This is a genomic window from Streptomyces sp. NPDC020884 (assembly GCF_044333935.1).
Lineage (GTDB): Bacteria > Actinomycetota > Actinomycetes > Streptomycetales > Streptomycetaceae > Streptomyces.
In genome coordinates, this window is record NZ_JBIRRY010000007.1 from 373,382 (window position 1) to 399,338 (window position 25,957).

Here is a 25,957-nt window from a genome sequence, read left to right on the forward strand (position 1 = left end):
GATGACTCCCGTGCGTGAGGTTCGGACCGGCTCCTCATCATGGACGGCCGATCATGAGCGCATCGTGAGCGTGGGCCCCGCCCCGGGCCGGCCGTCGCGCCGCGACCGGGCGGGGGCGAGGCGCAGCACGAACTCCGCGCCGCCGCCGGGACGGGCCCGGACGGTGAGCTTCCCCCGGTGGGCCTCCGCGATCCGGCGCACCAGCGACAGGCCGATGCCCGTCCCGCCGCCCGGCGAGCTGAACCGCTCCATCAACTCCGGCAGCCGGGACGGGTCCACGCCCGGCCCCCGGTCGGCGACCCACACCTCCGGCCCGCGCACGGTCACCAGCAGCTCCGCCCGGTCCGGTGCGTCGGGCGTGCGGCCGTGCCGTACGGCGTTGTCGAGCAGGTTGCGCACGGCGACCCGCACCAGGGCCGCGTCGGCCGCGGTCACCGACTCCTGGAGCCGCAGCTCCAGGCGGCGCCCGGCCTCCGGCAGCTCCGCGCACACCTCCTCGACGAGCTGGTCCAGCCGCAGCGGCTCCACCCGTACGACGTCCACGGCGGCCTCCAACCGCCCCCGGGTCAGCAGGTTCTCCACGACGTCGGCCATCCGGTCCGCCGCCCGCCGGATCCGGGGCAGATGCGCCTCGAGCCCGTCCGGAGAGCCGGCGGCCACCTCCACCGATCCGCGCATCACCGCCACCGGGGTCCGCAACTCGTGCGCCGCGTCGGCCAGCAGCCGTTCCTGCTGCTCCAGCGCCTGCCAGGCAGGGCGCATGCTCCGCCCCGAGAGCACATGCCCGGTCAGCGCGGCCAGCGCCGTCAGCGCACCGGCCCCGACGACGAGGGAGAGCACCAGACTGCGGTGCTCGGCAGCGCCCCGCCCCGGATCGCCGACCGCGACGGCCGCGCCCGCGACCTCGTCGGTGGCGTCGTGGTAGAAGGGCACGGCCAGCAGCCGCACGGGCTCGCCCGCGCGGTCGCGCGCCTCGGACCGCACCGGCCCCTCCTCGTCCATCGCCGAACGGGTCACCGCCGAGATCGTCCCGGCCGGGACGGCGAACTGCTCGGTGCGGCCCCGGAAGACGGTGACCGGATCACCCTCGGGCCGTGCCTCCAGCACCACGATCTGCGGGGTGCCCGCCGTCGCCTCGTCGTCCCTGAGGCCGTCCAGACGGATCCGGTCGTCCTCGTAGTAGACCAGCGAGGCCGCGACGGACGCCCGGCGGCGCATCTCGTCGTACTCGGCGCTCTGCCGCGCCCGGTCGTCGGTACGGATCACCAGCCAGGACAGGCAGGCCAGCCCGACCACGGTGATCAGGGTGTACGCGGCGGTCAGCCGCAACTGCAGCCGGTGCAGCCGCCTCCGGGCCGGGGAGCGGCGGACGGGCCGTGCCATCAGGACGGCCCCGGCTCCGCCGACAGCAGGAACCCCCGGCCGCGCACGGTGTGCACCAGCCCGGGGGAGCCGAGCTTGCGCCGCAGGCCCGCGACGACGGCGTCCACCACGTTGGAGACCGGCTCGGCCATCTCGTCCCAGCAGTGCTCCAGCAGCCCGGTGCGGGTGACGACGGCGTCCCGATGGACCAGGAACTGCTGGAGCACGGCGTACTCCTTCGGGCTCAGAGACAGCAGCACACCGCCGCGCCGCACCTCGTGCCGCGCCACGTCCATGACCACGTCCGCACAGCTCAGGAAGGCGGGGAGCCGGGCCGACGCCCGCCGGCTCAGACTGCGCACACGCAGCACGAGCTCGCGCATCGCGAACGGCTTGGCCAGGTAGTCGTCCGCCCCGCTCTCCAGCCCGCGCAACCGGTCGTGCAGGGAGTCCCGGGCGGTGAGGCACAGCACGGGCACGGACCAGCCGGCCCGACGCCGGCTCTCCAGCGGGGCGAGGGTGTCCCCGAAGGGCACCATCCGGTCCAGCACCACACAGTCGTACGCGGTGACATGCAGCATCACGTCCGCCTCCGGCCAGTCGCCCGCGCAGTCCACGGCGAAGCCCCCCTCCCGCAGCCCGGACGCGATCACCTCCCGCAGATCGTCGTCGTCCTCCACCAGCAGTACGCGCATGGCAGGCGCCTCCGAGTTTCCGGGGGGAGAGACCCGTCATCCTAAGGCGTCCCGCGCACCTGCCCCGAGGCGGCCCGTCAGGCCGGTGACGCCTCCAGGATCTGGAAGACGTCGGGCGCGGGCAGCGGTGTCACACCCCGGAGGGTGAAGCCGCCCGCCGTGCACAGGGCGGCGAAGTCGTCCGCGGTCCGCTCCCGGCCGCCGACGTTCACGAGCATGTTGAGGTCGCTCAGATAGACGCCCCCCGGCAGGTCCGGCGGCACGGTGGCGGTCAGCACCGGTTCGACGATCAGCAGCGAGCCGTGGGCGGGGATGACGTCCCGGATGCGCCGCAGGACGGCCGCGCACCGGGCGTCGTCCCAGTCGTGCATGATGCTCTTGAGGAGATAGACGTCGCCGCCGGCCGGGGCCGAGGCGAAGAAGTCGCCGGTCTCCAGGGCGACGCGCCCGGTCAGGCCCGCCTGGGCCAGCCGGTGCGGAGCCTGCGCGAGTCCCTCGGCCGTGTCGAACAGGACGCCCCGCAGCCTGTGATGCTTGCGAAGGACCGAGGCCAGCAGCGTGCCGTCGCCGCCGCCGATGTCCACGAGCGTGTCGAAGCGCCCGAAGTCGAAGTGGTGCGGCACGTTCGCGGCGGTCAGCCGGGTGCCCTGGCTCATCGCCTCGTTGAACGCGGCGGACAGCTCGGGGTGCTCCTTGAGATGGCCGAAGAAGTCGGTCCCGAACACCGTCTCGAACGTGGTCTCTCCCGTGCGGATGCTCTCGTCGAGCAGATCCCAGCCCCGCAGCATGACCGGATCGGTGAACATCCGGGCCATCGCGGCCATGGAGCCCGCCGTGTCGGCGCGCAGGAAGTCGCCCGCCGCGGTGGTCCGGAAGACGCCCGGCTCCGTCTCGGACAGCAGCTGAAGTCCGGCCAGGGCGCGCAGCAGACGCAGCGTCGCCTGCGGATGCGTGCCGAGCGAACCGGCGAGCGCGTCGGCACTCAGCTCGCCCGCTCCGATCCGGTCGAAGACCCCAGACCGCACCGCCGTGCCCAGCGCCTGGGTGGCCATCTGGCCGAGGACGAGCCGGGACACCGTGCCCCGTGCCCGCCAATCCACCGCCGCTTCCTCGCTGTTGCCGGACTGCTGCTCATGACGGTCCGTCATGTGCCGCTCCTCTCTGCGTGGTTAGGTAAACCTAACCTCGGGCGGGAGGGGTGGCAATCGGCTCTCCGCCGTCGAGCGCTTCGGCGGCCTCGGCCGCCACCGCCCCGGCCACGGTCGCCAGCGCCGGCGAGTCCAGCCTCCACTGCTGCCAGTACAGCGGTACGTCGACGATGTGGTCCGGGGCGAGCCGCACCAGCCGGCCGCTGCCCAGCAACGGCTCCGCCTGCACGTCGGGCACCATGCCCCAGCCCATGCCCGCCGCCACGGCGTTCACGAACCCCTCCGACGTGGGCACCAGATGACGCCGGACGCCGGCCCGGGGCCCCGGCCCGAGCCGCCGCACGAAGGCGTCCTGAAGATCGTCGCGCCGGTCGAAGGCGATCACCGGGGCGTCGCCGATCAGCTCGCGCAGCGCGGTGCCCGCCCGCCGCCCCAGCCACCGGTCGGCGAAACCGGGACTGGCCACCGGCAGATACCGCATCCGCCCCAGCCGGTGCACCGAGCAGCCCGTCACCGCCTCCGGCGACGAGGTCACCGCCGCCATCACCAGCCCCTCCCGCAACAGGGCGGCCGTATGGTCCTGGTCCTCCCGGCGCAGCTCGTAGCAGAGGCCCAGCTCCTCCGGGACGCGCCGCAGGGCGGGCAGGAACCAGGTGGCCAGCGAGTCGGAGTTCACCGCGATCGACAGAGGTGTCGGCTCGCCGGGCCCGGACATCCCGAGCGCCGCCCGCGCATCGCGCTCCAGCCGGGCCAGCTGACGGGCGAAGCGCACCACCACTTCACCGGACTCGGTGGGCCGCACCGGCTTCGTGCGCATCAGCAGCACCCGGCCCGTGCGCTGCTCCAGCGCCTTGACCCGCTGACTGACCGCCGACGGGGTCAGCCGCAGCTCGTTCGCCGCCGCGTCGAACGTGCCTTCGTCGACCACGGCCAGCAGCGTCCGGACCTGGTCGAGAGGAAGCTCAGACATCATAGAAGCTAATGATACGTAAGAATCTTTAGCTGGACAGGGGATCGTCCTTCTCCGTAGCGTCGGCCGCATGACGAACGCCCTGACCACCGCGGCCGCCGGATTCGGCACCGGCCTCTCCCTCATCGTCGCCATCGGCGCCCAGAACGCCCTGGTGCTGCGCCAGGGCGTCCGCCGCGACGGCGTGCTCGCGGTGGTCGGGATCTGCGCCCTGTCCGACGCGGTGCTCATCGCGCTGGGAGTCGCCGGGGTCGGTGCGGTCGTCGTGGCCTGGCCCTCGGCGCTGACGGCGGTGGCGCTGCTCGGCGGGGTGTTCCTGATCGGCTACGGCCTGCTGGCCGCGCGCCGGGTCCTGCGCCCCTCGGCGCTGCACGCCGGGGACGCCCCGGCCGCGTCACGCCGGGGCGTCGTGCTGACCTGCCTGGCGATGACCTGGCTCAACCCGCACGTCTACCTCGACACCGTCTTCCTGCTCGGGTCCGTCGCGGCCGACCGCGGGCCGTTGCGCTGGACCTTCGGCCTCGGCGCGATCCTCGCCAGCGTGTGCTGGTTCGCCGCGCTCGGGTACGGCGCCCGGCTGCTGAGCGGGGTCCTGGCGAAGCCCTCCGCATGGCGGGTGCTGGACGGTCTGGTCGCCGTGATGATGATCGGACTCGGCACGAAACTGGCGCTCGACGCCTGAACGCCGAGCGCCTGTTCCGTACGTCTGAGGGATGAGGGTCACGCCACCACGAGGACGAGCTTGCCGGTGGTCCGGCCCGTCTCGCCGAGCGCGTGCGCCTTCGCCGCATCGGCCAGCGGGAAGGCCGCCTCGACGTGGGCGCGCAGGTCGCCGGACCGGACCAGGTCGGCGATGGCCGTCATGCCCGCGTGATCGGCCTCGACCAGCAGGTTCTCCACCCGGATCGCCCGCTCGGCGGCCTTCGCGGCCTCCGTGGGATCGGTGCCCGGCAGCAGCGACACGAGGGTGCCGCCCCGGCGCAGGACATCGAGCGAACGCGCCCGCGTCTCCCCCGCGAGCGGGTCGAGCACCATGTCGACGTCGCTCACCGCGTCCCTGAAGTCCACGGTGCGGTAGTCGATCACCTCGTCCGCGCCGAGCCCCCGCACGAACGCGTGCTTGGCGGCGCTCGCGGTGCCGATGACGTACGCCCCCAGTGACTTGGCGATCTGGACGGCGAGGTGGCCGACCCCGCCGGCGGCGGCGTGGACCAGGACCCGCTGCCCCGGGCGGACGTCCGCCGTGTCGACGAGCGCCTGGCGGGCGGTGAGCGCGGCGAGCGGGAGGGCGCCGGCCTGGATGTGGTCGACGCCCTCGGGTTTGTGGGCGAAGGCGCGGGCCGGGCCGACCGTGAACTCGGCGTGGGAGCCGACGCCGTAGGGGTAGGGCAGCATGCCGAACACCGCGTCGCCCGGCTTGAAGAGGGTCACGCCGAAGCCCACCGACTCGACGACCCCGGAGACGTCCCAGCCCAGCACGAGCGGCAGCCGGTCGACGAACAGGCCCTGCCCCCGGTGCTTCCAGTCCGTGGGGTTCACTCCGGCCGCGTGGACGGCGACCACGATCTGGCTCGGCCCCGGTACGGGCCGCGGGAGCTGGACCTCCTTCAGGACTTCGGGGCCTCCGTGGACGTTCTGGCTGATGGCGCGCATGCTCTCGTTCTTCGTCATGGGTCCAGCGTCGCGGGGGCGCGCCCGGCGTACCATGGCATGATTGCCATCTTTCGACAGGATCGTGCCATGGGAAACGTGCACCGGGTCGTCGTTCTCGCCCTGGACGGGGTGTATCCGTTCGAGCTCGGCATCCCGAGCCGGGTCCTCGGCGCGGCCGACGGCCGCTACTCCGTGGTGACCTGCACGGTCGACGGCCGGCCGGTGCGCACCAACTCCGACTTCTCCATCACCGTCGAGCACGGCCGGCAGGTGCTGGCGACGGCGGACACGCTCGTCATCCCGCCCTTCGACACCTCCCGCCTCACCCGGGAGCCGCCCGCGGACGTCGTCGCGGCGCTCGCCACCGTGCCGCCCGGCACCCGCATCGTGTCCATCTGCACCGGCGCCTTCGTCCTCGCGGCCGCGGGTCTGCTGGACGGTCGGCGGGCCACCACGCACTGGGCCCTGGCGGAGCTCTTCCGGTCCTGGTTCCCCCAGGTGCGGCTGGACCCCAACGTGCTCTTCGTCGACGACGGGGATGTGCTGACCTCCGCCGGCGCCGCCTCGGGCGTCGACGTCTGTCTGCACCTCGTCCGCGAGGACCACGGCAGTGAGGTCGCCAACCGGGTCGCCCGGATCTGCGTCGTGCCGCCGTGGCGGGACGGGGGACAGGCCCAGTACATCGAGCAGCCGGTGCCCGATCCGGCGGCGAGCGGCACGGCCGCCACCCGCGACTGGGCGCTGCGCAACCTCCAGGAACCGCTGACCCTGGCGGGCCTCGCCGACCACGCCCGGATGAGCCTGCGCACCTTCGCCCGACGCTTCAACGAGGAGGTCGGCACCAGTCCGGGCCGCTGGCTCATCCAGCAGCGGGTCGACCGGGCCCGGCATCTCCTGGAGTCCACGGACCTGGCGGTGGACGAGATCGCCGGCCAGGTCGGCTTCGCCACCGGAGCGTCGCTCCGCCAGCATCTGCACGCCGCCATCGGCGTCACCCCACTGGCCTATCGGCGTACGTTTCGTGGCGCCGTCCTGGCGACCGGGCGCCGCTAGGACGGGGCGGCGGCGGATGCCCCTCCCCCGGCCGCCCCTCAGCCGACCGGATCCAGCAGGCTGAGGCGCTCGGCGCGCTGGGGCGTCAGATCGAGGGCGGTGAGGATGGAGGGCGTGGCGATGCTGGGGAGTATGTGCTGCTGCAACGTGATGTGGCGGCGCTGCAGGTCCCGGTAGTTGGTGAGAGTCTGGGAGACCGCCTGGGTGCCCGCGAAGGCGGCCACGTACAGGTCCGCCGTCTCGGTGGGGTTGACGTGGGGGAGCAGTTCGCCGTTGTGTTTGGCCTGGGAGAGGAGGTGGTGGGTGGCTTCCTGCCAGCGGAGGAAAGGGCCGCTGCGGTCGAGGCCCTGAGCCTGCTGGTCCATCGAGAGGCGCACGCCCGCGCGGGCGAGAAGGCTGGTCTGAAGCCGGTGGCTGAACAGCATCCCCAGGTCGATGAGTTCCTGGAGTTTGAGAGCCTGGTCCGGAACGGTCTGGGGCGGCTCCTGGGCGTCGAGAACACCGAGTGCGAGATCTTCCTTGGACGGGAAATGGAAGTAGAGAGCGCCTTTGGTGACACCGGCGCTTTTGAGTATCTCGGTGATCGTCGCGGCCTGGTAGCCGTATTTCTCGAAGGCCTGCGCCGCTGCCATCAGGATTGTCTGGCGAGTGCGGATCGCCCGGTCCTGCTTGGCCATCCTGTCTCCTTTACTGGGCGGTGGGCCAGGGGAACGGCCGGGACGGTGCGGGAGACCATCCTGCCGGGGATAGAAAAAAAACCGCTTAGTCTGTATCTTATCAGTGCACGTGCATCGCAGGAACGGCTAGCCATCACATGACCCCTGGGGGGAGTTATGCCCGAAGCAGCAGTCTTGATCGATCCGGTGCCGGCTATGGATTCGGAGGCCGAGGTGGTGCATCCCGTGGGGATCGACATGGTGCACCGGACCAGGCCGGAGGACGCCTTTCCGCGTCATTGGGTGCGCCTGGCGAGCGATCGGTTCTCGGTGGCTGCGGTCCTGCCGCACGATCATCCCTTCTTCGCCCCGGTGAGCGGCGACCGGCACGACCCGCTGCTGGTCGCGGAAGCGATGCGGCAGGCGGCCATGCTCTCCTTCCACGCCGGGTACGGCGTTCCGCTGGGCTACCACTTCCTGCTGTCGGACCTGGACTACGTGTGCCACCAGGACCACCTGGGGGTCGGCGGCGCCCCGGTCGAGATCGACGTGGAGGTGTACTGCTCCGACCTGAAATGGCGGAGCGGCCTGCCCGTGCAGGGACGCGTGGGCTGGGCGGTGCACCGTGACGGGGAGCTGGCGGCGACGGGGACGGGGGCGACCCGCTTCATGAACCCCAAGGTGTACCGGCGGATGCGCGGTGACGTCCCCGCCGAGGGAATATCCATACCCGAGGCCGCACCGGTCGCCACCGCCCTGGCGGGCCGGCGCAGGGCCCAGGACGTGGTGCTGTCGGACACCGGCCGCGACGGCAGCTGGGAGCTGCGCGTGGACACCCGGCATCCGACGCTCTTCCAGCGCCCCAACGACCATGTCCCGGGCATGCTGCTGCTGGAGGCGGCCCGTCAGGCGGCCTGCCTGGCGGCGGGGCCGGGCGGAGTCGTCCCCGCGCAGGCGAGCACCCGGTTCCACCGGTACGCCGAGTTCGGCAGCCCGTGCTGGATCGGAGCGGCCGTCCTGCCGGGGGAGTCCGAGGACACGGTGACGGTCCAGGTGACAGGCCATCAGGACGGCGAGCCGGTGTTCTCCACGCTGCTGTCCGGCCCGCGGGCCGAGGGCTGAGAGGTTTCTCCAGTGATTCTCGTGACGGGTGCGACCGGAGCGGTGGGCCGTGAGGTCGCCGGACTGCTGGCGGCGGCCGGCCCCGTACGGATTCTCGCGCGCCGCCCCGAGCGGCTGACGGTGCGGGGCGCCGGGGTCGAGACCGTCCAGGGGGAGTACGGGGACCGCTCCGCCCTCGACCGGGCGCTGCGGGGGGTCACCTCGCTGTTCCTCGTGACGAACAGCCCCACGGAGCCCGACGACGAGCGGGTCTCCTCGGCGGCGGCCGCGGCGGGCGTCCGCCACCTCGTCAAGCTGTCCATGATGGCGGTGGAGGAACCGGGCGCCGACGACTTCATCACCCGGCGTCAGCGGGAGAACGAACAGGCCGTCAGGGAGTCGGGGGTCGCGTGGACGTTCGTCCGCCCCCGGACGTTCATGTCCAACACGCTGTCCTGGGCGCCCGGCATCCGGTCGGCGGGAGTGGTGCGCGCCCTGTACGGCGATGCGCCGGTCGCGTGCGTCGACCCGCGCGACGTCGCCGCGGTGGCCGTCGCCCTTCTCACCGGTACGGGGCACGAGGGCAGGGCGTACGCCGTGTCGGGCCCGGAGGCGATCACGGCGCGGGAGCAGACGGCTCAGCTCTCCCGGGTGCTGGGGCGGCCGTTGCGCTTCGAGGAGTTGGGCGTGGACGCCGCGCGCACGGCCCTGCTCGCGAAGTATCCGCGCCCCGTGGCGGAGGCCTTCCTCGAGAGCGCCGAGCGGCAGCGGACGGGAGCCAAGGCGGATGTGGTGCCCACCGTCCGGGAACTGACGGGCCGCCCGGCCAGGCCGTTCCGTATCTGGTCGTCCGATCACGCGGACGCGTTCGCGGCGGACCAAAGGATGTCCGGCCCGTCCTGACTCCTCGGTCCTCCTTCTTCTTCGCCCCGGGCCGAAAGTGCGACTACTGCGTCGACGCGTGTGGGTGGGGGTGGTGAAGAGGACCCACGGCATCCGTCGGACTCCTCCGTTTGCTGGAAATGAAACCGGTAAGTTGGTTTGATATCTCCATGATGCCGCTGTCCCGCCGCCCCGGCTGTTGCCGCCCCGCCCCCGAACGGAGGCCCCGGTGACCAAACAGGAGCGGGCCACCCGTACCCGCCAGGCGCTGATCCGTTCCGCCGCCACCGTCTTCGAGCAGCACGGCTACGCGCAGGCGCGGCTGGCGCTGATCAGTTCCCGAGCGGGCGTCAGCACGGGAGCGCTGCACTTCCACTTCGAGAACAAGGCCGCGGTCGCGGAGGCCGTGGTCGCGGAGGCGTCCCGAGGCCTGCGCGAGATGTCCAGCGCGATCCGGCGCAGGACGGACACCGCCCTGCAGGCGCTCGTCGACAGCTCGCACGCTCTCGCGGAGCGGCTGCGCGAGGATCCGGTGAGCCGGGCCGGATTCCGGCTGAGCTGCGACGGCGAGAGAGCCGGCGCCCCGGACCTGAGGGTGGAGTGGCACCACCGTGTGCGGGAACTGCTGGCCGAGGCGGCCGCCGCCGGCACGCTCGCCGAGGGCGTCTCCCGCGAGGACGCGGCGGCGGCCACCGTCGCTGCGACGGCCGGTTTCGAGGTGCTCGGCCGGCACGACCCCGCCTGGCTGTCCCCGTACACGCTCACCGGCTTCTGGCAATTGCTGCTGCCCCGGCTCGCCGCCGCGGAGGCCCTGGCGCTCATGGACCCGGCCGGCACGGACGCGGCGGCGACCCGGGGCCCCGCCCTCGCCGGATGCGCTGTCGGCGAGGGCGAGCCGACGGTGGAGGTGAGTTGACGGACCGTCGATCCCGGGGCGGGCTCAGCGCTCGTCGGCCGGGCCCCGCCGCGCCTCGCCGACCGGGTCCGTCCGGCCCGCGTCGGCGCCCCAGCTGGCCAGCAGGCGCAGGGCCTGGGCCGACTCCGACCCGGGCTCCGCGTGATAGGTCACCAGGTGCTGCTCCTCGTCGTCCGGGAGGTTCAGCGTCTCGTAGGACAGGGTCAGGTCTCCGGTGAGCGGATGCCGTATCAGCTTGCTGCCGTGGCCCTTCTCCTTGACGTTGTGGGTGGCCCACAGCCGCCGGAACTCCTCGCTCTTGACCGAGAGTTCGCCCACCAGCGCCGACAGCTCGGGATCGTCGGGGTGGCAGCCCGCGTACAGCCGCAGATAGCTGACCATGTCCGAGGCCTTGGAGTCCCACTTCACGAACAGGTCCCGGTAGGCGGGGGAGAGGAACACGAGCCGCGCCCAGTTGCGCTCGCCCGGCGGGAGGGCGCCCCAGTCGCCGAACACCGCGGCCGCCATCGGATTCCAGGCCAGGATGTCCGAGCGCGCCCCGGTCACATACGCGGGGATGCCGTCCATGCTGTCGAGGAGATACAGCAGCCCGGTCCGCACCCGCTGCACCCTGGCCGGGCGGCGCTTCTTCTTGTGCTGCGCCGGCCTGGCCAGGTGGGTCAGATGCGCGTGCTCGGCATCGGTGAGCCGCAGCGCGCGGGCGATCGCGTCGAGCACCTCGACGGACACATTGCGCCCGTTGCCCTGCTCCAGGCGCGTGTAGTACGCCACGGACACCCCGGCCAGCTGCGCCAGCTCCTCCCGGCGCAGACCGGGCACCCGGCGGGCCCGGCCGAACTCCGGCAGCCCCACGTCCTGCGGCTGGAGCTTGGCCCTGCGGGTGCGCAGGAATTCGCTGAGTTCGGCGCGCCGGTCCAGCGGCTCGGGAACGGCGGGCTCCGGCTGATGGTCCATGGCTTCCATTATTCCTGTGATTCCCGGTCGTGGGCGCCGGAGCCTGTCCCCGTCAGTGGTAGGACCGCTGGACGTAGGCAAAGCGGAGGCCTGGGTAAACCTCCGCTCCGGCGTGATGGTGGGAGACGTACCTACCGCATCACCCCTGAGGAGAACTCCGGCATGACCACCGTTGCCGCCTACGCCGCTCCCCGTGCCAAGGCCCCGCTGGAGCGCACCACCGTCGAGCGCCGCCCGGTGGGCGAGTTCGACGTCCTGATCGACATCAAGTTCGCCGGTATCTGCCACTCCGACATCCACCAGGCCCGCGACGGCTGGGGCGAGGGCATCTTCCCGATGGTGCCCGGTCACGAGATCGCCGGGATCGTCGCCGAGACCGGCTCGGGCGTCACCCGGTTCAAGGTCGGCGACCGCGTCGGCGTCGGCTGCATGGTCGACTCCTGCGGTACCTGCGACGCCTGCCTGATGGGCCGCGAGCAGCACTGCGTCGAGGGGAACACCCAGACGTACAACGCTCTCGACCGCGGCGGCGAGCCCACCTACGGCGGCTACTCGACGCACATCGTCGTGACCGAGGCGTTCGCCGTGGGCATCCCCGAGGGCATCGCCCTCGACGAGGCGGCCCCGCTCCTGTGCGCGGGCATCACCACGTACTCCCCGCTCAGGCGCTGGGGCGCGGGCCCCGGCAAGAAGGTCGCGGTCGTGGGCCTCGGCGGTCTCGGCCACATGGCTGTCAAGATCGCGCACGCGCTGGGCGCGGAGGTCACGGTCCTCTCCCAGTCGCTGCGGAAGAAGGACGACGGTCTCAAGCTGGGCGCCGACCACTACTACGCGACCAGCGACCCCAGCACGTTCCAGGAGCTGGCCGGCACGTTCGACATCATCCTCTCCACGGTCTCCGCCCCGCTGGACTTCGGCGCCTACCTCGGTCTGCTGCGCACCGAAGGCACCCTGGTCAACGTGGGCGCTCCCGAGGAGCCGATCTCGCTGAACCTCTTCTCCCTGATCCTGGGCAACAGGTCGATCGCGGGTTCGGCGATCGGCGGGATCAAGGAGACCCAGGAGATGCTGGACTTCTGCGCCGTGCACGGGCTCGGCGCGGAGATCGAGGTGATCGGCGCGAGCCAGGTCAACGAGGCGTACGAGCGGGTTCTCGCCAGTGACGTCCGCTACCGCTTCGTGATCGACACGGCGACCATCTGAGCCGCCGCCCGCCCGGCGGCCCCTCCGTCCCGGCGTCCGCCCCGAGCACCTCAGGTGCTCGGGGCGGACGCGTTCTCACACCGGGTCCGCCACGCCGGCCGACCGCCGCGCGCCCTCCAGGACGGCCGGCAGCAGCCCCGGGAAGCGCGCCTGGAGGTCGTCCTCGCGCAGTCGGCTCATGCGGGAGGTCCCCTCGTAGTGCTGGCGGATCACTCCGGCCTCGCGCAGCACCTTGAAGTGGTGGGTGGTGGTGGACTTGGTCACCGGAAGGTCGAACGCGATACAGGCCATGTCGCTGTGTCCGTCCGCCAGCTCGCGCGTGATGCGCAGCCGGATGGGGTCGGCCAGGGCGTGCAGCACCGCCTCCAGGCGGATCTCCTCCCGCTGGGGATGGGCGAGCTGTCGCCCGGACGCGGGTCCGCGGTCGGCGGTGGGCATGGGGGGCCTCCTCGGGGTCCGGTTCCAAAGTACGAAACTCGTCGTAGTTTGACAAGCGGCGTACTACGATGCCTATCGTACTGCCATCGGTGTCGCTGCCCCGCGGTGACGCCCCGACCTTGAGGAGACGTACCGGTGAGTGCTCTGTTCACGCCCCTGAACCTGCGGTCCCTGGAGATCCCCAACCGTGTGTGGATGTCTCCGATGTGCATGTACTCCGCGGCCTCCGACGGGCCGGAGGCGGGCGTTCCGACGGACTTCCACCTCACTCACCTGGCCGGCCGGGCCGCCGGGGGCGCCGGGCTCGTGATGGCGGAGGCCACCGGTGTGCGCCCGGACGGCCGGATCAGCCCGTGGGACCTGGGCCTGTGGAACGACCGCCAGCAGGAGGCCTTCACCCGGATCGCCGCGGCGATCACCTCGCACGGATCGATCCCCGCCATCCAACTCGCCCACGCCGGGCGCAAGGCCTCCACCGACAGGCCCTGGCTCGCCGACCGCCACGTGCCCGAGGCCGAGGGCGGCTGGACGGCCGTCGCCCCCAGCGCCGTCGCGTTCGCGGGCCTGCCCGTGCCGCACGAGCTCACCGAGGGCGAGATCCAGCAGCTGGTGCACGACTTCGCGGCGGCCGCCGAGCGGGCCCTCGCCGCCGGCTTCCGGGTCGTCGAGATCCACGGCGCGCACGGCTACCTGATCAACTCCTTCCTCTCCCCGGCCGCCAACCACCGCACCGACGCCTACGGCGGCAGCTGGGAGAACCGGCTGCGCTTCCCGCTCCAGGTGGTCGACGCCGTCCGCGCGGTGTGGCCCGACGATCTGCCGGTCCTCTTCCGCACCTCGGCCACCGACTGGCTGACCGAGAACCCCGAGGACCCGCGCGAGGGCTGGACCGGCGACGACACCGTACGCCTGGCCAAGGAGCTGACCGCCCACGGCGTGGACCTGCTCGACGTCTCCACCGGCGGCCTCGTCCGCGACGCCGCGATCTCCGCGCACCCCGGCTACCAGGTGCCCTTCGCCGATCAGGTCCGGCGCGCGACCGGCCTCCCCACCTCCGCCGTCGGCCTGATCCTGGACCCCGCGCAGGCCGAGGAGATCGTCGCCACGGGGCAGGCCGACGCCGTCATGATCGGCCGCGAGATGCTGCGCGATCCGCACTGGGCCCACCGCGCCGCCGACGCCCTGGCGGCCGGACCCCGCTGGCCCGACCCGTACGGCTACGCCCTGGTGCGCCGCACCGCCAAGGCCTGACCGCCCGCCGGGAACCGCCTCCCGCCCCCCCGCCTCGGGCGGTCCTGGCGGCTTCCCCTTGACGGGGACCCGGAACTACGGGAACGCTGACGAACTGCCGCACCCCCGGCGAAGGCCGAAGCCCGGCTCGCAGGGGGGCGGTTCGGCGCCCGCGGCCTGCCGGACGGATCCACGGGACGGGGCAGGGGGCGGGGGAAGACGTGGTGCGAGCGTGCTGGTTCTGCGGGGACGCGACCCCGGTGTCGTGGCACGACCGTCTTCTGGGCCTGCACCGGGGCGCCGACACCCGCATGACCCCATGGATCGTCGTCCTGCGCACCACCTGGCGCCGGGCAGTCGTGGAGGTGCCCCGCTGTTCCCGCTGTCACACCGGGCATCAGATCGAGCAGACCGCTGCGGGGCTCGCCCTCGCCGCCCTGATCGCCTACGCCGCCGGCGGGCAGCTGGACCGGCTCCTCGGCATACTCCCGGCCTCGACCGCGGAGCGGACGGGCGCGGCGATCTGGGCGGCCGTGGCCTGCCTGCCGGCGCTCACCTGGATCGCCATGAGGCACGGTCGGCTGCCGTGGCGGCGCCTGGCGCCCCACCGCCTGGGCCACGCCCGTCACCACCCGGAGTTCATCCGCCTCCGGGATGAGGGCTGGAAGCCCAGGCCGGGGCCCTTCCCCTACTGGGGAAACCCGTCGAGCCCCCATCGCCCTCCCACGCCCAGCCGCTTGCGACGCCTGGTCGGAGGCTTCATGGGCCTGGCCGGGGCGGCCTGCGCCGTCGCCGTCCCGATCAGCTACTTCCAGGGCTACGAAGAACTGGCCGGAGGGTTCATCGCGGCGACGGCGGGGCTGTTCTCCCTGGCCTCGAAGATCAAACCGGAGAGCTGACCGCCGCGGCCCGCGCCGATCCCCCTGCGGGCGAGGGGGGTTCGAGGGGCGAGCCGCCGCGCACGCCGGTCATCCCGCCGCGTCGAACAGCACGCCCGGATTGAGGATTCCGGCCGGGTCCAGGGTCCGCTTGGCGGCGCGCAGCACCTGCGCGAACGGCTCCGGGCGCTGCCGGTCGTATCCGGGCCGGTGGTCGCGTCCCACCGCGTGGTGATGGGTGACGGTCGCCCGGTGCTCGCCGAGCGTCCGCATCGCCGCCGCCTTGATCTCGTCCCACATGGCGACCTCCGACCCGCGCCCGCCCGGGGCGATCACCGTGAAATAGGGGGCGGGCCCGTCCGGGTAGACGTGTGTGAAACGGCAGTTGATCAGACCCTCCGTGCCGGTCGCCGAGCGGACGGCGGCCCCCACGTCCCGGCGCACCGCCTCGTACAGCTCCGGGAACCGGTCCCAGGTGCAGGCCGTCTCGAACGTCTCGCTGATCACGCTCATCCGGGCCAGCCCGTCCCGGACGTACGGCATCCGCAGGAACGCCGAACGCCAGACGCCCGCGGCGGAGCCGCCCGAGGCGGGGGATCCGTCGGCGGGGGAGCCGCCGTGGTCGCGGGCCAGGGCGACGAGTTCGGCGAGCCTGCCGTCCACCGGGTGGTGCGCCGACTCGACGCCCAGCACCAGGACGCTCCGGCCCCCGCCCGCCACCCCCGACAGCGCGGCCTCGCCCGGGTCGAGCAGACGGCAGTTGGCCGGGTACAGGCCCGCCTGCGCGATGGCGCGGACGGCGTCCACCGCGGCGGGGAAGCGGTCGAACACCACCGAGGCCGACGCCTTGTGGACGGGGCGGTCCTGAAGCCGCATCCACGCCTCCGTGATGATCCCGAGGGTGCCCTCCGAACCGAGGAAGAGCCGGTCCGGGGACGGCCCGGCCCCCGAACCCGGCAGGCGCAGCGACTCGCTCACCCCCGAGGGCGTGACCACGCGCAGCGAGGCGGTCAGGTCGTCGATGTGCGTGTGATGGGTGGCGTAGTGCCCGCCCGCCCGGGTGGCGAGCCAGCCGCCGAGGGTCGAGAACTCGAAGCTCTGCGGAAAGTGCCGCAACGTCAGCCCGTGCGGCCTCAACTGCGCCTCCAGGCCCGGCCCGAGGGCCCCCGCCTGGATCCGCGCGGACCGGCCGACCCGGTCGGTCTCCAGCACCCGGCCCATGCCCGAGAGGTCCATCGAGAGGACGCCGGTGTGGTCTCCGGCGCGGTACTCGACCCCGCCGACGACCGAACTGCCCGCCCCGTACGGGATCACGGCGACGTCCGACCCGGCTGCCCAGTCCAGGAGATCCACCACGTCCCGCTCGTCCTGGGGGAAGGCGACGAGATCCGGGGCCGCCGCCAGGTCGCCGTGCAGCGCGCGGACGACGTCGCGGAAGGCCTTGCCGTAGGTGTGGGCCGCGCGGTCGGCCCTGTCGTCGGAGACGAGATGGGTGAGCGCGCGGGGTGCGCTCACCCGGACGGGCGGCAGTTCCAGGGAGGCGATGGAGGGGACGGGCAGCGCGGTGCCGGCGGCCCCGGGAACCAGCGCCGCGAGCGCGAGGCACTCGGCGTCCGGCAGCGCCCGGCCGGGGTCGCCCCAGCCCCACCAGGACCGGGTGGGGGTGGCGTCGGCCCCGCGCGAGGGGGAGGTGCGGTCCGCCATGAGCGTATGACCTTCCAGTAATTTACCTCAGGGTAATTTACTGCAACGTATAGTCCAGGCATGAACACGGCAAGAGGTTCGTCACCCGCCGCTCCGCCCCCGTCCGAGTCCGTTCCGGCCGCGTCCGAGTCCGCTCCGCCCCCGTCCGGGCCGCGCCGGACCCGATCCGGCGCGGTCCCCGGCGCCGGGACGAAAGGGGTCCCCCGGGCGCGGCGCGAGGCGCAGATCCTCGCCGCCGCCATGGAGGAGTTCGGCCGGCGCGGACACGCCACCGCGTCGATGGCCTCGATCGCCCGGCGCGTGGGAGTGACCAAGCCGATGCTGTACACCTACTTCGGCTCCAAGGACGGGCTCTACCTCGCCTGCCTGGAGCACATCGCGCCCCGGCTCGTCTCCGCGATCGAGGACGCCATGACGCCGGATCCGCCCGGCGCGGGACCGGACGACGCGCGCGTTCCCCCGCGCGTGCTGGCGGCCGTCTTCGACGTCCTGGAGGAGCAGCGGGAAGCCTGGTTCGTGCTGTACGACCGGACCCTGGAGCCCGGCTCCGAGCTGCACACCGCCGCCCGCGCCCACCGCGCGGCCATCGACGGCCTCGCCGCGTCCGGCACGGCCCAGGTCCTGCGCGGACAGGGCAACGAGGACTCGCTGGACGCCGACGCGCTGAAGCAGGTGTGGACCGGCACGGTCGGCGCGCTCGTCGGCTGGTGGATCTCCCACCCGGAGCAGTCCGCCACGGAGATGGCCGCACGCTGCGCCAGGCTCCTGACCGCGATCCGCGCCCCGCACTGAACCCGCCCCGCCGGCCTCCCCCTGCTCCCGGGGGCGTACGGGCCGACTCCCCGCGGAGGATGCCGCCCGCCCGCCTCGCTCCGTACCGTCCGAATTCCCGGGCGAAGTCCGCCCGAGGGCGTCGGGAGGTTGTGGTGATGAGAGCTCTGCGAAGGGCGGTCGCCTGGGCCGTGGCCCTGCTGCTGCTCGTCCCCGGTACGGCGGCGGCAACGGCCGCGCACGGGGACGGGCCCCCGGGGATCAGGGTCACGGCGGAGCGCTGGATCGGCGAGCGGCTGCTCGAACTGACCGTGCGGTCGACGGCGTTGGACGGAACCGCGACCGTCCGGCTGCTCACCCCCGACGGCTGGGAAGAACGCGGGCGCGGCGAGCGGTGGCCGGTCCTGTACTTGCTGGCGGGCGGCCACGGAGACCCCGAGGCGTGGACCGAGGACTACGCGGTGGACCGGCTCCCGCAGCTGCGCGACGTGCTCGTGGTCATGCCGTCGATGCCGCTCTTCGGCTTCTACAGCGACTGGTGGAACCACGGCGAGGGTGGTGCGCCGCGCGTGGAGAGCTTCCATCTCGCCGAGGTGCGCCCGCTGTTGGAGCGCGGCTACGGGGCGGGAGACCGGCGGGTCGCGGCGGGGGAGTCGCAGGGCGGCTTCGGTGCCCTGGCGTACGCGGCCCGTCACCCCGGACTGTTCCGCGCGGTGGCGGGCTTCAGCGGCTACGTCCATCCGCTCCAGCACCCCCGCGCGGTCCGGGCGGGACTGGACTACCTGGGGCTCGACCGGCTGGCGCTGTGGGGCGACCCGGTGGCCCAGCGGCGGATCTGGCAGGACCACGACCCGTTCTACCGGCCGGAGCGGCTGCGCGGCGTCGAGGTGCACCTCTCCAGCGGCGACGGCCGGGCGGGAGTGCTGGACCCGCCGGGTACGGAGCCCGACCCGCACGTCCCGGGGCTCGAGGACCCCGGCGACCCCTTCCCGTCGGACGTCCTCTCCCCGACCGAGGCCATCATGGCGGCGGAGAACCGGGCGGTCGCCTCCCGGCTGCGGGCCCACGGGGTGCCGGTCACCACGCACTTCTACCGGGGCACCCACTCACCGCCGTACTGGGAGCGCGAGTTGCGCAGCGCGCTGCCGGCGCTGCTGCGCAACCTCGGGCCGGAGGGACGTCCAGGCGGGGGAGACTAGGCCGGGGCCGGCGCGCTGCCGGCCCCGTCGGCCGGATCCGCCGCCTCCGGCTGACGCGGCTCCTCCACGAGCTGCTCGCGGAGATAGTTCCAGACCACCCCGAGCAGCGCCGCCACCGGCACGGCGAGCAGGCTCCCCACCACGCCGGCCAGGCTGCCGCCCAGCGTCACGGCGAGCAGGATCGTGGCCGCGTGCAGCCCCAGCCCCCGGCTCTGGATCATGGGCTGGAACACATTGCCCTCCAGCTGCTGCACCACGACGATGATCGCCAGCACGATCAGGGCGTCCATCGGTCCGTTCGAGACCAACGCGATGACCACCGCCACGAATCCGGCGAACAGCGCCCCCACGATCGGCACGAACGCGCAGACGAAAGTCAGCACCGCCAGCGGCAGAACCAGCGGCACCCCCAGGATCCACAGGCCGAGCCCGATGAAGACCGCGTCCAGCAGACCGACGAACGCCTGCGACCGCACGAACGCGCCCAGGGTGTCCCAGCAGCGGGAGGCCACCTCGGGGACGTCGGTGGCGAGACGGCCGGGAAGCTGACGGGTGAGCCACGGCAGGAAGCGCGGGCCGTCCTTGAGGAAGAAGAACATCAGGAAGATCGCCAGAACCGCTGTGACCAGGCCGTTGACCACGGTGCTCACCCCGGTGACGGCGGTGGTGACCACGCTGCCGACACTGTCCTGGAGCTTGGCGGTCGCGGTGTCGAGGGCGCCGGTGATCTGGTCGTCGCCGATGTTCAGCGGCGGACCGGCCGCCCACGCGCGGACCTTGTCGATGCCCTCGATCACCCCGTCGGCCAGCTCCCCGGACTCACCGGCCACCGGCACCGCGATCAGCGCCACGATGCCCGCCCCCACGAGCAGGGAGAACACCGTCACCACCGACGCGGCGAGCGAGGGCCACCAGCCGAGCCGGCGCAGGAAACGGGCGAGCGGCCAGGTCAGCGTGGTGAGGAACAGACCGACTATCAGCGGCCATACGACCGACCACATCCGGCCCAGCACCCACAGCGCGACCGCCGCCGCCACGAGGACCAGCAGCATCTCTGCGGAGACCCGCGCCGACGTGCGGAGAGCAGCCGCGGTCTTTGTCGAACTCAATGGCGAAGACATGGCGTTACCCTATGGCTTCGCCCACCGTGTTCCGGCCACGGCCTCGGCCCGCCGACCACGGCGAGGGGGCCGCCCGGCTCCGTCAGCGCAACGCCGGGGGCAGTTCCTCCCGATGGACGATGCCCAGACGCTGGGTGGCACGGGTGAGCGCCACATACAGATCGCTCCTCCCGAACCCGGCGGGCTCCACCACCAGCACATGGTCGAACTCGAGCCCCTTGGCCTGACGCGGATCCAGCAGCACCACCGTCCGCGTGAGGTCGGGGGCCTCACCCGCGGCGACCCCGTCCAGCGGGGCGGCGATCTCCTCGTGCAGCGCACGCGGCGCGATCACCGCGAGGCGTCCCTCCCGGGGCGTCAGCTCCACGACCGCGCGGGCCACCGCGCCCGCCAGATCCTCCCCGGCGTCCCGCTTCCACGGCTTCTCGCCGGTCGACCGCACCGAGACCGGCGCGGTGAACGAGGGATCCCGCTCCCGCAGGACCCCGGCGGCCAGCTCCATGATCTCGGCAGGCGTACGGTAGTTGACCTCCAGCGTGACGTGCTCGAAGCGGTCGCCGACGTACGGCCGAAGAATCTTCTCCCAGGACCCGACGCCGGCCTCCTCGGAGGTCTGGGCCGGGTCGCCGACCAGGGTCAGCGAGCGGGTCGGCGCCCGGCGCATCAGCAGCCGCCACGCCATCGGCGAGAGCTCCTGCGCCTCGTCGACGATGATGTGCCCGAACGCCCAGGTGCGGTCGGCGGCGGCCCGTTCGGCGGCGGTGCGGTGGTCGGCCTCCTCGTGCCGCTCCGCCATCCGCTCGGCGTCGATGATGTCGTGGGCGGCGAGGACCTCGGACTCCTCGTCCTCGAACTCGTAGCTCTCCGAGCCGCGTGACAGCTCCAGCACACCCTGCGCGTAGCCGACCCGCTCCTGACGGGCGGCCTCGGCCGCGGCCCGCTGCGCACTGTCGTCGACGCCGAGCAGCTCGGCCGCCTCGTCCAGCAGCGGTACGTCGGCGGGGGTCCACGCCCCGGCGGCGGCCGGGCGCCGGATCGCGTCGGCGTCCTCGTCCGGTACGTAGAGGGGGTCGGCCAGATAGTCGGCGAGGAAGTCCTCGGGGGTCAGCGGCGGCCACAGCTCGTCGACGGCGGCGTGCACCTCCTGGCTCAGCGCGACGCCCCGGCCGAGCAGGGCCACGTCGTCGGGGCCGAGGAAGTTGGGCCCGCCGTAGGGGTCCGCGCCGATGCGCTCCACGAGCTGCGCGGTGAGGGCGTCGATCACCCGGAAGACGAAGTGCGGGCGGGCGAGATTGTGCGGCAGCCGGGTGTCCCGGGCCGCCTGCCGGGCCTCGTAGGCGATCTCCCAGTCCAGGATCAGATCCCCGCCGTCCTCGTGCGGGACGACCACGGCCGCCCCGGGCTCGGGCAGCCGCTGCCGGTCCCGTACGGCCAGGGCGAGCGCCTCGGCCATCGGCTCGCCGCCCTTGACGGCGGCGGCGCGCGGGGTGTCGGTGCCGGTGGCGTGCACACCGGGGAACAGCTCGGCCTGCGTGGCGAGCAGCACCCCGGTCTCGCCGAGCGCGGGAAGCACCTCCGCGATGTAGCGCAGGAACGCCGGGTTGGGACCCACGATGAGCACGGCGCGCTTGGCCAGCAGCTCGCGGTGCTCGTAGAGCAGGAACGCGGCCCGGTGCAGCGCGACGGCCGTCTTGCCGGTGCCGGGGCCGCCCTCGACGACGAGGACGCCGCGGTGCGGGGCCCGGATGATGCCGTCCTGCTCGGCCTGGATGGTCCGCACGATGTCGCCCATGCGTCCGGTGCGCGCGGAATTGAGCGCCGCGAGCAGCACCGCGTCGCCGTTCGGATCCTCGAAACCGGTGCGGTCGCGGTCCCCGATGTCGAGGATCTCGTCATGGAGCTCGGTGACCGTGCGGCCCTCGGTGGTGATGTGGCGACGCCGGCGCAGCCCCATCGGCGTGTGCCCCGTGGCGAGATAGAAAGGACGCGCCACCGGCGCGCGCCAGTCGATCAGAACAGGAGTGCGCTCGGTGTCGTCCTCACGGATCCCGATACGGCCGATATGGTGCGCGAGCCCGTCGGAGCGGTCGATGCGGCCGAAACAGAGCGATCCGTCCACCGCGTGGAGCGCGGCCAGCAGACCCGAGCGCTCCGCGACGAGGATGTCGCGCTCCAGCCGCGCCTGCTGGCCCGTGCCCACCGGCGTCAGCGCGCGGTCGACGCCGTCGGCCGCCACGCCGCGCAGGGCGTCGACCCGGGCGTGGAGCCGATCGATGAATTCCTGCTCTTCCCGCAATTCGTCGCTTTCCCGGTTTGACAAAACGGCTCCCCGCCAGATATATTCGTCCTCATAAGGCCCCCTGAGCGGGGCCTTTCTGCATGAGCGCAGAAGAATTCAATATACGCGGGATAATCCCCGGACCGCAATTGCGGTCCGGGGATTATTCGTTCCGCTGCGACTACCGCCCGGACGCGGCGGCCCGCGGCCGGGCGGCAGCGAGGAGCGGGGTGCCGGCCGCCAGGTCCCGCGGGGACAGCGCCAGCGACCGGGCCGCGGTCGCGCCCACGTCGGCGAGACTGCGCGCGTCCGGCAGCAGCTCCACCCCGGCCCCGTCGGGCCGGTGGATCAGCACCGGCACATACTCCCGGGTGTGGTGCGCGTGCCCGATCGCCGGGTCGTTGCCGTGATCGCCGGTGACGATCAGCCGGTCGCCGGGGTCCGCGAGCAGCGCCAGGAGCCCGGCGAGCCCCGCGTCCACCTGCTCCAGCACCTGCCCGTACCGCCCGGAATCCTGCTGATGACCCGCCAGATCCGTCTCCTGGACGTTCGCGACCACCAGCGCGTCGCCCCCTGCGCGCACCGCGTCCAGGGTGTGCGTCAGGACGTCGGCGGTGGCCACGGCCGGCCGCCGCTCCGCCTGTTCGCACACCAGGATGTCGGCGGCCTTCCCCACCAGGGTGACCGGGATGCCGGCCCGCGCCGCGAGACCGGGCAGCTGGCGGGTGTGGTCGAGCGGGGCGCCCAGATGCTGAACCATCAGGCCGCCGTTGCGGTAGAGGCCGGTGGCCGGGGTGTCCAGCCCGACGGTGCCCCCCTCACCACGGCGTACGAAGCCGGCGAGCGGGCCGTCCGCGTGCCCGCCCACCGCGATGACCCGGGCGACCGGGGCGACGGCCCGCACGGTACGGGCGACGGCGAGGATCCCGCCCGGCCCGTCGAAGGGCAGGTCGTCCAGGCGGCCGGAGGCGTTCCAGTTGATCCCCGGGTCGGCCTCCAGGTTGTCGTGGACCAGCACCGCCCCGTCGACCAGCAGCAACGGCTCCCCGTCCAGCAGCTCGGTCCGGTGGCCGGCCGCGGTGAGCGCGTCGGTCACCTCGTCGAGGTGGTCGGCGAGCCGGGCCACGGTCACCCGGCTGAAGTCGGCGCCCATCATGGTCTGGTGGCCCGCGAAGGTGTCCGCGCCCGGATAGCCGAGCGCGGCCCGGCCCGCGGCCACGGGCAGCGGGGTGCGGCGCGCCAGGTCCCGGTGCGGGTGGACCAGGCCGAGGCCCAGCGCCCCGAGCACCGGGAGCCGCAGCGGCCGGCCGAACGCGGTGCGGGCGTGGTCGAGGACGTGCCCGCAGGTGTCGGCGGTGAGGTCGCCGGGGCGCTGCACGCCCGCGTCGGGCATGGCGCCGACGCCGAATCCGTCGATGACGACGATGACGGTCCTGGCCATGAGGTGCTCCTTACAGGGCTCGGCCCTGGGCGTCGTAGAGCCCGTTCAGCCGGGGCGTGCCGGAGGCGAGTCCGGAGACGACGGCAACGGTCGAGCGGGTGACGAAGATCTGGGTGCGGAAGGCGAGCAGCGCGGTGTCCCCGAGCCGGACGTCGGCGCCGGGCGGGGGCGCGTCGAGCAGCCGGTAGTAGTCGATGTTCTCGGCGGGCGCGTCCTGCACGCCCAGCCGGGCGCCCGTGCGCGGCAACAGGGCGCTGCGGAGGTGGGAGCGGGCGTAGAACCCGCCGCCGAACAGCGCCGGACGGCCGTCGTCGAGGGTGTGGGCGACCTCGCTGACGTACACGTACGCGGGCTTCTCGGGCTGGGCCGGGTCCACCGCGTGCAGCGGCGTCGTGCCGGTGAGGGCATGGCCCGGCTCCCCGTGCGTGGCCCCGCGCTCGGCGAGCAGCGGGAGGGACGCCATCGAGGTGGCGCTGGGCGCGCTCAGCCTGAGGTCCCGGTGGCCGCGTGCGGCGAGGAGCTCGCGGGCCTTGAGCGCCAGGTCGAAGGTGGCCGTCGCGGTGGGCAGACCCGTTCCGGGGTCGCACAGCACGCACGGGAAGGCGGTGACGCCCGCGATCCGGATGCCCGAAAGTGCCTCGGCCGCCTCGGCGAAGGCGTCCAGCCGCTCCAGCGGGACACCGCCCTCCTGGCCGGGGTAGACGGTGCCGTCGGCCCCTTCGAGCCGGATCAGCACGTCCTGGACGAAGCCCAGTTCGCAGGCCGCGTCCGCGACGGCACGGGCGTTGGCCAGGTCGAAGACCGTCACGCACTCCGGGCGCCGGGCCAGCAGGCCGGGCAGCTCCCGCCGGGGGATCTGCACCAGGTGCCCGAGGTTGCCCGGCAGCGCCCCGGCCGCGTGCAGGGTCCGGGCCTCGGCCGCGTCGATGGCGGCGGAGCGCGGGATGTGCCGGGCGATGGCCCGGATCAGCTCGGGGTTGCGGCCGAGCTGTTTGACGACGAACCACAGGCCGATGCCGAGGCGTTCGGCCTCGGCCGCCAGCAGCGCGGCGTTGGCCTCCACGGCGTCGAGGTCCATGACATAGGTGTCGGGCGGGATCTCGCCGGCCCGGTGCAGGGCAGCCGCGGCGTCGACGAGCTCGGGGTTGCGGGTGAGCACGGTGTCGAGAAACACGGTCAGTGGTCCTTCGGGTCGTTCAGGGCGGCGAGCGCGTGGCGCAGGATGTCGATGACGAGGTCCGCGCCCGCCCGCATGGGGTTGACGCGCACCGTCCAGTCGGCCAGCTCCGGGGCGTCGTCCAGGGCGGAGCTGGACATCCGGTAGAACAGCGGTGCGATCTCGTAGCGCGAGTTGGAGCCGACGGGGTACGGGGCCGCGCCGAACCGTGCGGCGACCGCGGGCAGCTCCGCGGCGACCGGCCGGTCCAGACGGACCAGCAGACAGCGGTCCTGGGCGTTGGCGATGCGCACCTCGGCCACCCCGGCCACCTCACCGGCCGCGAGCCGCTCGGCGACCTCGGCCCCCACCCGGGACTGCACGGCCCACAGGACCGGCACGTGGGTGAGTGCGCGCAGGGCGTCCAGCGCCTGGTGGCCCTGGACCTGCCCGCCGCCGGAGTAGTTGTCGCGGCGGACGCCCTCGACCAGGTCGCGGGCGCCGACGACCAGTCCGACGCCCTCGGGCCCGTGGAGTTTGAAGAGCGAGAAGCAGGAGGCGTCGGCGCCCAGTTCGACCCCGGCGGCGGGGGTGCGCATGACGGCGTAGTTGTCGTCCACGATCGTGCGGACGCCGGCCGCCCGGCAGGCGGCGATGACCTCGGCCGGATCGTAGGAGTCGGCGAGCCGCTGCCGGGTGTGCTGGACGTACGCCCACCGGAACCGTCCGGACGCCAGCGCGGCGTCGAGTGCCGCACGGTCGTTGAAGTCCGCCTCCGTGGTCCGTACGCCGAGGCCCCGGAGCGTGACCTCGGTGGTGCGGTAGACCGGGGCCCGGTGGATCAGCAGATCGTCGCCGGCCCGTACGACGGCGTCGAGGGCGGCCCGGATCGCGCCGGTGCCCGCGCCCTGTACGAGGGCGGCGTCCTCGGCGCCGAAGAAGTCCGCGAGGACGGCCTCGACGCGGGCGGTGGTCCGGGGCCGGCCGAGGCCGGGGACGACGCCCGCGTCGGCGGCGAACAGCTGCTGGCCCTCGAAGTGCGCGGCGGTGGCCTCCAGCAGCCGGAACTGCCGGGCCACGGCGTCCTCCAGGGCCACCGTGGGCAGCGGGACGGTCTGGGGAAGCACGGGTGCGGGTGCGGGACTCAT

The 25,957-nt window shown here is 73.3% G+C and carries 24 protein-coding genes; 10 read left to right on the forward strand and 14 right to left on the reverse strand.

All coding sequences use genetic code 11. The features are described 5' to 3' along the window. Positions 1-51: 51 nt before the first annotated feature. From ACH4UK_RS23110 to ACH4UK_RS23125, 4 genes are all read right to left on the reverse strand, one after another. Complete coding sequence (locus ACH4UK_RS23110) at positions 52-1,383, reverse strand: sensor histidine kinase (RefSeq protein WP_398359060.1); 1,332 nt, start codon at positions 1,381-1,383, stop codon at positions 52-54. After that, positions 1,383-2,057 carry a response regulator transcription factor gene (locus ACH4UK_RS23115; RefSeq protein ID WP_398359062.1) on the reverse strand — a complete coding sequence of 225 codons (675 nt, stop codon included), beginning with the start codon at positions 2,055-2,057 and terminating at the stop codon, positions 1,383-1,385. Before ACH4UK_RS23115 ends, ACH4UK_RS23110 begins: the two co-directional genes overlap by 1 nt. 77 nt (positions 2,058-2,134) lie before the next feature. After that, the gene (locus tag ACH4UK_RS23120) at positions 2,135-3,205 is read right to left on the reverse strand and encodes a methyltransferase (protein WP_398359063.1); all 1,071 of its coding nucleotides are present in this window, start codon (positions 3,203-3,205) and stop codon (positions 2,135-2,137) included. A gap of 31 nt (positions 3,206-3,236) precedes the next feature. Then, a complete protein-coding gene (locus ACH4UK_RS23125) occupies positions 3,237-4,178 on the reverse strand; it encodes a LysR family transcriptional regulator ArgP (protein ID WP_398359065.1) in 942 nt (313 codons plus the stop codon). A 67-nt stretch (positions 4,179-4,245) separates the two neighbouring features. Between ACH4UK_RS23125 and ACH4UK_RS23130 the strand changes: the two genes are divergently transcribed. Continuing rightward, on the forward strand, positions 4,246-4,857 hold the full coding sequence (locus tag ACH4UK_RS23130; protein WP_398359067.1) for a LysE/ArgO family amino acid transporter: 612 nt from the start codon (positions 4,246-4,248) through the stop codon (positions 4,855-4,857). Positions 4,858-4,895: 38 nt separating this feature from the next. On the opposite strand, the gene ACH4UK_RS23135 is transcribed toward ACH4UK_RS23130, so the two are convergent. Next, positions 4,896-5,828 carry an NADP-dependent oxidoreductase gene (locus ACH4UK_RS23135; RefSeq protein WP_398359260.1) on the reverse strand — a complete coding sequence of 311 codons (933 nt, stop codon included), beginning with the start codon at positions 5,826-5,828 and terminating at the stop codon, positions 4,896-4,898. 87 nt (positions 5,829-5,915) lie between these two features. On the opposite strand from ACH4UK_RS23135, the gene ACH4UK_RS23140 reads away from it, so the two are divergent. Next, positions 5,916-6,881 (forward strand): GlxA family transcriptional regulator, encoded by a 966-nt coding sequence (locus ACH4UK_RS23140; protein ID WP_398359069.1) that lies wholly within the window; start codon positions 5,916-5,918, stop codon positions 6,879-6,881. Positions 6,882-6,919: 38 nt separating this feature from the next. Here the strand turns inward: ACH4UK_RS23140 and ACH4UK_RS23145 are convergent, their stop codons facing one another. Next, positions 6,920-7,558 (reverse strand): ScbR family autoregulator-binding transcription factor, encoded by a 639-nt coding sequence (locus tag ACH4UK_RS23145; protein WP_398359071.1) that lies wholly within the window; start codon positions 7,556-7,558, stop codon positions 6,920-6,922. A 156-nt stretch (positions 7,559-7,714) separates the two neighbouring features. On the opposite strand from ACH4UK_RS23145, the gene ACH4UK_RS23150 reads away from it, so the two are divergent. The 3 genes from ACH4UK_RS23150 to ACH4UK_RS23160 all read left to right on the forward strand — a co-directional run bounded on the left by ACH4UK_RS23150 (position 7,715) and on the right by ACH4UK_RS23160 (position 10,436). Then, positions 7,715-8,659, forward strand: coding sequence for a ScbA/BarX family gamma-butyrolactone biosynthesis protein (locus ACH4UK_RS23150; protein ID WP_398359073.1), 945 nt, complete (start codon positions 7,715-7,717; stop codon positions 8,657-8,659). A gap of 12 nt (positions 8,660-8,671) precedes the next feature. Next, entirely contained in the window at positions 8,672-9,541 is an 870-nt protein-coding gene (locus tag ACH4UK_RS23155) for an NAD(P)H-binding protein (protein WP_398359075.1), read from the forward strand. A 208-nt stretch (positions 9,542-9,749) separates the two neighbouring features. Next, entirely contained in the window at positions 9,750-10,436 is a 687-nt protein-coding gene (locus ACH4UK_RS23160) for a ScbR family autoregulator-binding transcription factor (RefSeq protein WP_398359077.1), read from the forward strand. Between the two features lie 24 nt (positions 10,437-10,460). Here the strand turns inward: ACH4UK_RS23160 and ACH4UK_RS23165 are convergent, their stop codons facing one another. Further along, complete coding sequence (locus ACH4UK_RS23165) at positions 10,461-11,390, reverse strand: helix-turn-helix domain-containing protein (protein ID WP_398359079.1); 930 nt, start codon at positions 11,388-11,390, stop codon at positions 10,461-10,463. Between the two features lie 162 nt (positions 11,391-11,552). Here ACH4UK_RS23165 and ACH4UK_RS23170 point away from each other — a divergent pair, with 162 nt between their 5' ends. Next, the gene (locus ACH4UK_RS23170; RefSeq protein WP_398359081.1) at positions 11,553-12,593 is read left to right on the forward strand and encodes an NAD(P)-dependent alcohol dehydrogenase; all 1,041 of its coding nucleotides are present in this window, start codon (positions 11,553-11,555) and stop codon (positions 12,591-12,593) included. A gap of 75 nt (positions 12,594-12,668) precedes the next feature. Here ACH4UK_RS23170 and ACH4UK_RS23175 read toward each other — a convergent pair whose 3' ends face one another. Beyond that, positions 12,669-13,031, reverse strand: coding sequence for an ArsR/SmtB family transcription factor (locus ACH4UK_RS23175; RefSeq protein ID WP_398359083.1), 363 nt, complete (start codon positions 13,029-13,031; stop codon positions 12,669-12,671). A gap of 135 nt (positions 13,032-13,166) precedes the next feature. Between ACH4UK_RS23175 and ACH4UK_RS23180 the strand changes: the two genes are divergently transcribed. Further along, positions 13,167-14,282, forward strand: a complete 1,116-nt coding sequence (locus tag ACH4UK_RS23180) for an NADH:flavin oxidoreductase/NADH oxidase (protein WP_398359085.1) — start codon at positions 13,167-13,169, stop codon at positions 14,280-14,282. Between the two features lie 239 nt (positions 14,283-14,521). Then, positions 14,522-15,160 (forward strand): hypothetical protein, encoded by a 639-nt coding sequence (locus tag ACH4UK_RS23185; RefSeq protein ID WP_398359086.1) that lies wholly within the window; start codon positions 14,522-14,524, stop codon positions 15,158-15,160. 69 nt (positions 15,161-15,229) lie between these two features. Here ACH4UK_RS23185 and ACH4UK_RS23190 read toward each other — a convergent pair whose 3' ends face one another. Beyond that, a complete protein-coding gene (locus ACH4UK_RS23190) occupies positions 15,230-16,843 on the reverse strand; it encodes an FAD-binding oxidoreductase (protein WP_398359088.1) in 1,614 nt (537 codons plus the stop codon). 60 nt (positions 16,844-16,903) lie between these two features. Between ACH4UK_RS23190 and ACH4UK_RS23195 the strand changes: the two genes are divergently transcribed. After that, a complete protein-coding gene (locus tag ACH4UK_RS23195) occupies positions 16,904-17,635 on the forward strand; it encodes a TetR family transcriptional regulator (protein WP_398359090.1) in 732 nt (243 codons plus the stop codon). Between the two features lie 137 nt (positions 17,636-17,772). After that, positions 17,773-18,813: an alpha/beta hydrolase gene (locus ACH4UK_RS23200; protein WP_398359092.1), complete on the forward strand. Its 1,041-nt coding sequence runs from the start codon at positions 17,773-17,775 to the stop codon at positions 18,811-18,813. Here the strand turns inward: ACH4UK_RS23200 and ACH4UK_RS23205 are convergent. From ACH4UK_RS23205 to ACH4UK_RS23225, 5 genes are all read right to left on the reverse strand, one after another. After that, a complete protein-coding gene (locus ACH4UK_RS23205) occupies positions 18,810-19,934 on the reverse strand; it encodes an AI-2E family transporter (protein WP_398359093.1) in 1,125 nt (374 codons plus the stop codon). The two genes, ACH4UK_RS23200 and ACH4UK_RS23205, sit on opposite strands and share 4 nt — an antisense overlap. Positions 19,935-20,016: 82 nt before the next feature. Then, the gene (locus ACH4UK_RS23210; RefSeq protein ID WP_398359261.1) at positions 20,017-22,230 is read right to left on the reverse strand and encodes a HelD family protein; all 2,214 of its coding nucleotides are present in this window, start codon (positions 22,228-22,230) and stop codon (positions 20,017-20,019) included. A 163-nt stretch (positions 22,231-22,393) separates the two neighbouring features. Continuing rightward, the gene (locus ACH4UK_RS23215) at positions 22,394-23,653 is read right to left on the reverse strand and encodes a phosphopentomutase (RefSeq protein WP_398359095.1); all 1,260 of its coding nucleotides are present in this window, start codon (positions 23,651-23,653) and stop codon (positions 22,394-22,396) included. A 10-nt stretch (positions 23,654-23,663) separates the two neighbouring features. Beyond that, complete coding sequence (locus ACH4UK_RS23220; RefSeq protein ID WP_398359097.1) at positions 23,664-24,827, reverse strand: alanine racemase; 1,164 nt, start codon at positions 24,825-24,827, stop codon at positions 23,664-23,666. A gap of 2 nt (positions 24,828-24,829) precedes the next feature. After that, positions 24,830-25,957 carry an aminotransferase class V-fold PLP-dependent enzyme gene (locus ACH4UK_RS23225; RefSeq protein ID WP_398359099.1) on the reverse strand — a complete coding sequence of 376 codons (1,128 nt, stop codon included), beginning with the start codon at positions 25,955-25,957 and terminating at the stop codon, positions 24,830-24,832.

Coding starts and splice junctions, on each gene's coding strand:
- ACH4UK_RS23110 (WP_398359060.1), bottom strand. CDS start 1,383: ATGGCACGGCCCGTCCGCCGCTCCCCGGCCCGGAGGCGGCTGCACCGG.
- ACH4UK_RS23115 (WP_398359062.1), bottom strand. CDS start 2,057: ATGCGCGTACTGCTGGTGGAGGACGACGACGATCTGCGGGAGGTGATC.
- ACH4UK_RS23120 (WP_398359063.1), bottom strand. CDS start 3,205: ATGACGGACCGTCATGAGCAGCAGTCCGGCAACAGCGAGGAAGCGGCG.
- ACH4UK_RS23125 (WP_398359065.1), bottom strand. CDS start 4,178: ATGATGTCTGAGCTTCCTCTCGACCAGGTCCGGACGCTGCTGGCCGTG.
- ACH4UK_RS23130 (WP_398359067.1), top strand. CDS start 4,246: ATGACGAACGCCCTGACCACCGCGGCCGCCGGATTCGGCACCGGCCTC.
- ACH4UK_RS23135 (WP_398359260.1), bottom strand. CDS start 5,828: ATGCGCGCCATCAGCCAGAACGTCCACGGAGGCCCCGAAGTCCTGAAG.
- ACH4UK_RS23140 (WP_398359069.1), top strand. CDS start 5,916: ATGGGAAACGTGCACCGGGTCGTCGTTCTCGCCCTGGACGGGGTGTAT.
- ACH4UK_RS23145 (WP_398359071.1), bottom strand. CDS start 7,558: ATGGCCAAGCAGGACCGGGCGATCCGCACTCGCCAGACAATCCTGATG.
- ACH4UK_RS23150 (WP_398359073.1), top strand. CDS start 7,715: ATGCCCGAAGCAGCAGTCTTGATCGATCCGGTGCCGGCTATGGATTCG.
- ACH4UK_RS23165 (WP_398359079.1), bottom strand. CDS start 11,390: ATGGACCATCAGCCGGAGCCCGCCGTTCCCGAGCCGCTGGACCGGCGC.
- ACH4UK_RS23170 (WP_398359081.1), top strand. CDS start 11,553: ATGACCACCGTTGCCGCCTACGCCGCTCCCCGTGCCAAGGCCCCGCTG.
- ACH4UK_RS23175 (WP_398359083.1), bottom strand. CDS start 13,031: ATGCCCACCGCCGACCGCGGACCCGCGTCCGGGCGACAGCTCGCCCAT.
- ACH4UK_RS23190 (WP_398359088.1), bottom strand. CDS start 16,843: ATGGCGGACCGCACCTCCCCCTCGCGCGGGGCCGACGCCACCCCCACC.
- ACH4UK_RS23195 (WP_398359090.1), top strand. CDS start 16,904: ATGAACACGGCAAGAGGTTCGTCACCCGCCGCTCCGCCCCCGTCCGAG.
- ACH4UK_RS23200 (WP_398359092.1), top strand. CDS start 17,773: ATGAGAGCTCTGCGAAGGGCGGTCGCCTGGGCCGTGGCCCTGCTGCTG.
- ACH4UK_RS23205 (WP_398359093.1), bottom strand. CDS start 19,934: ATGTCTTCGCCATTGAGTTCGACAAAGACCGCGGCTGCTCTCCGCACG.
- ACH4UK_RS23215 (WP_398359095.1), bottom strand. CDS start 23,653: ATGGCCAGGACCGTCATCGTCGTCATCGACGGATTCGGCGTCGGCGCC.
- ACH4UK_RS23225 (WP_398359099.1), bottom strand. CDS start 25,957: ATGAGTCCCGCACCCGCACCCGTGCTTCCCCAGACCGTCCCGCTGCCC.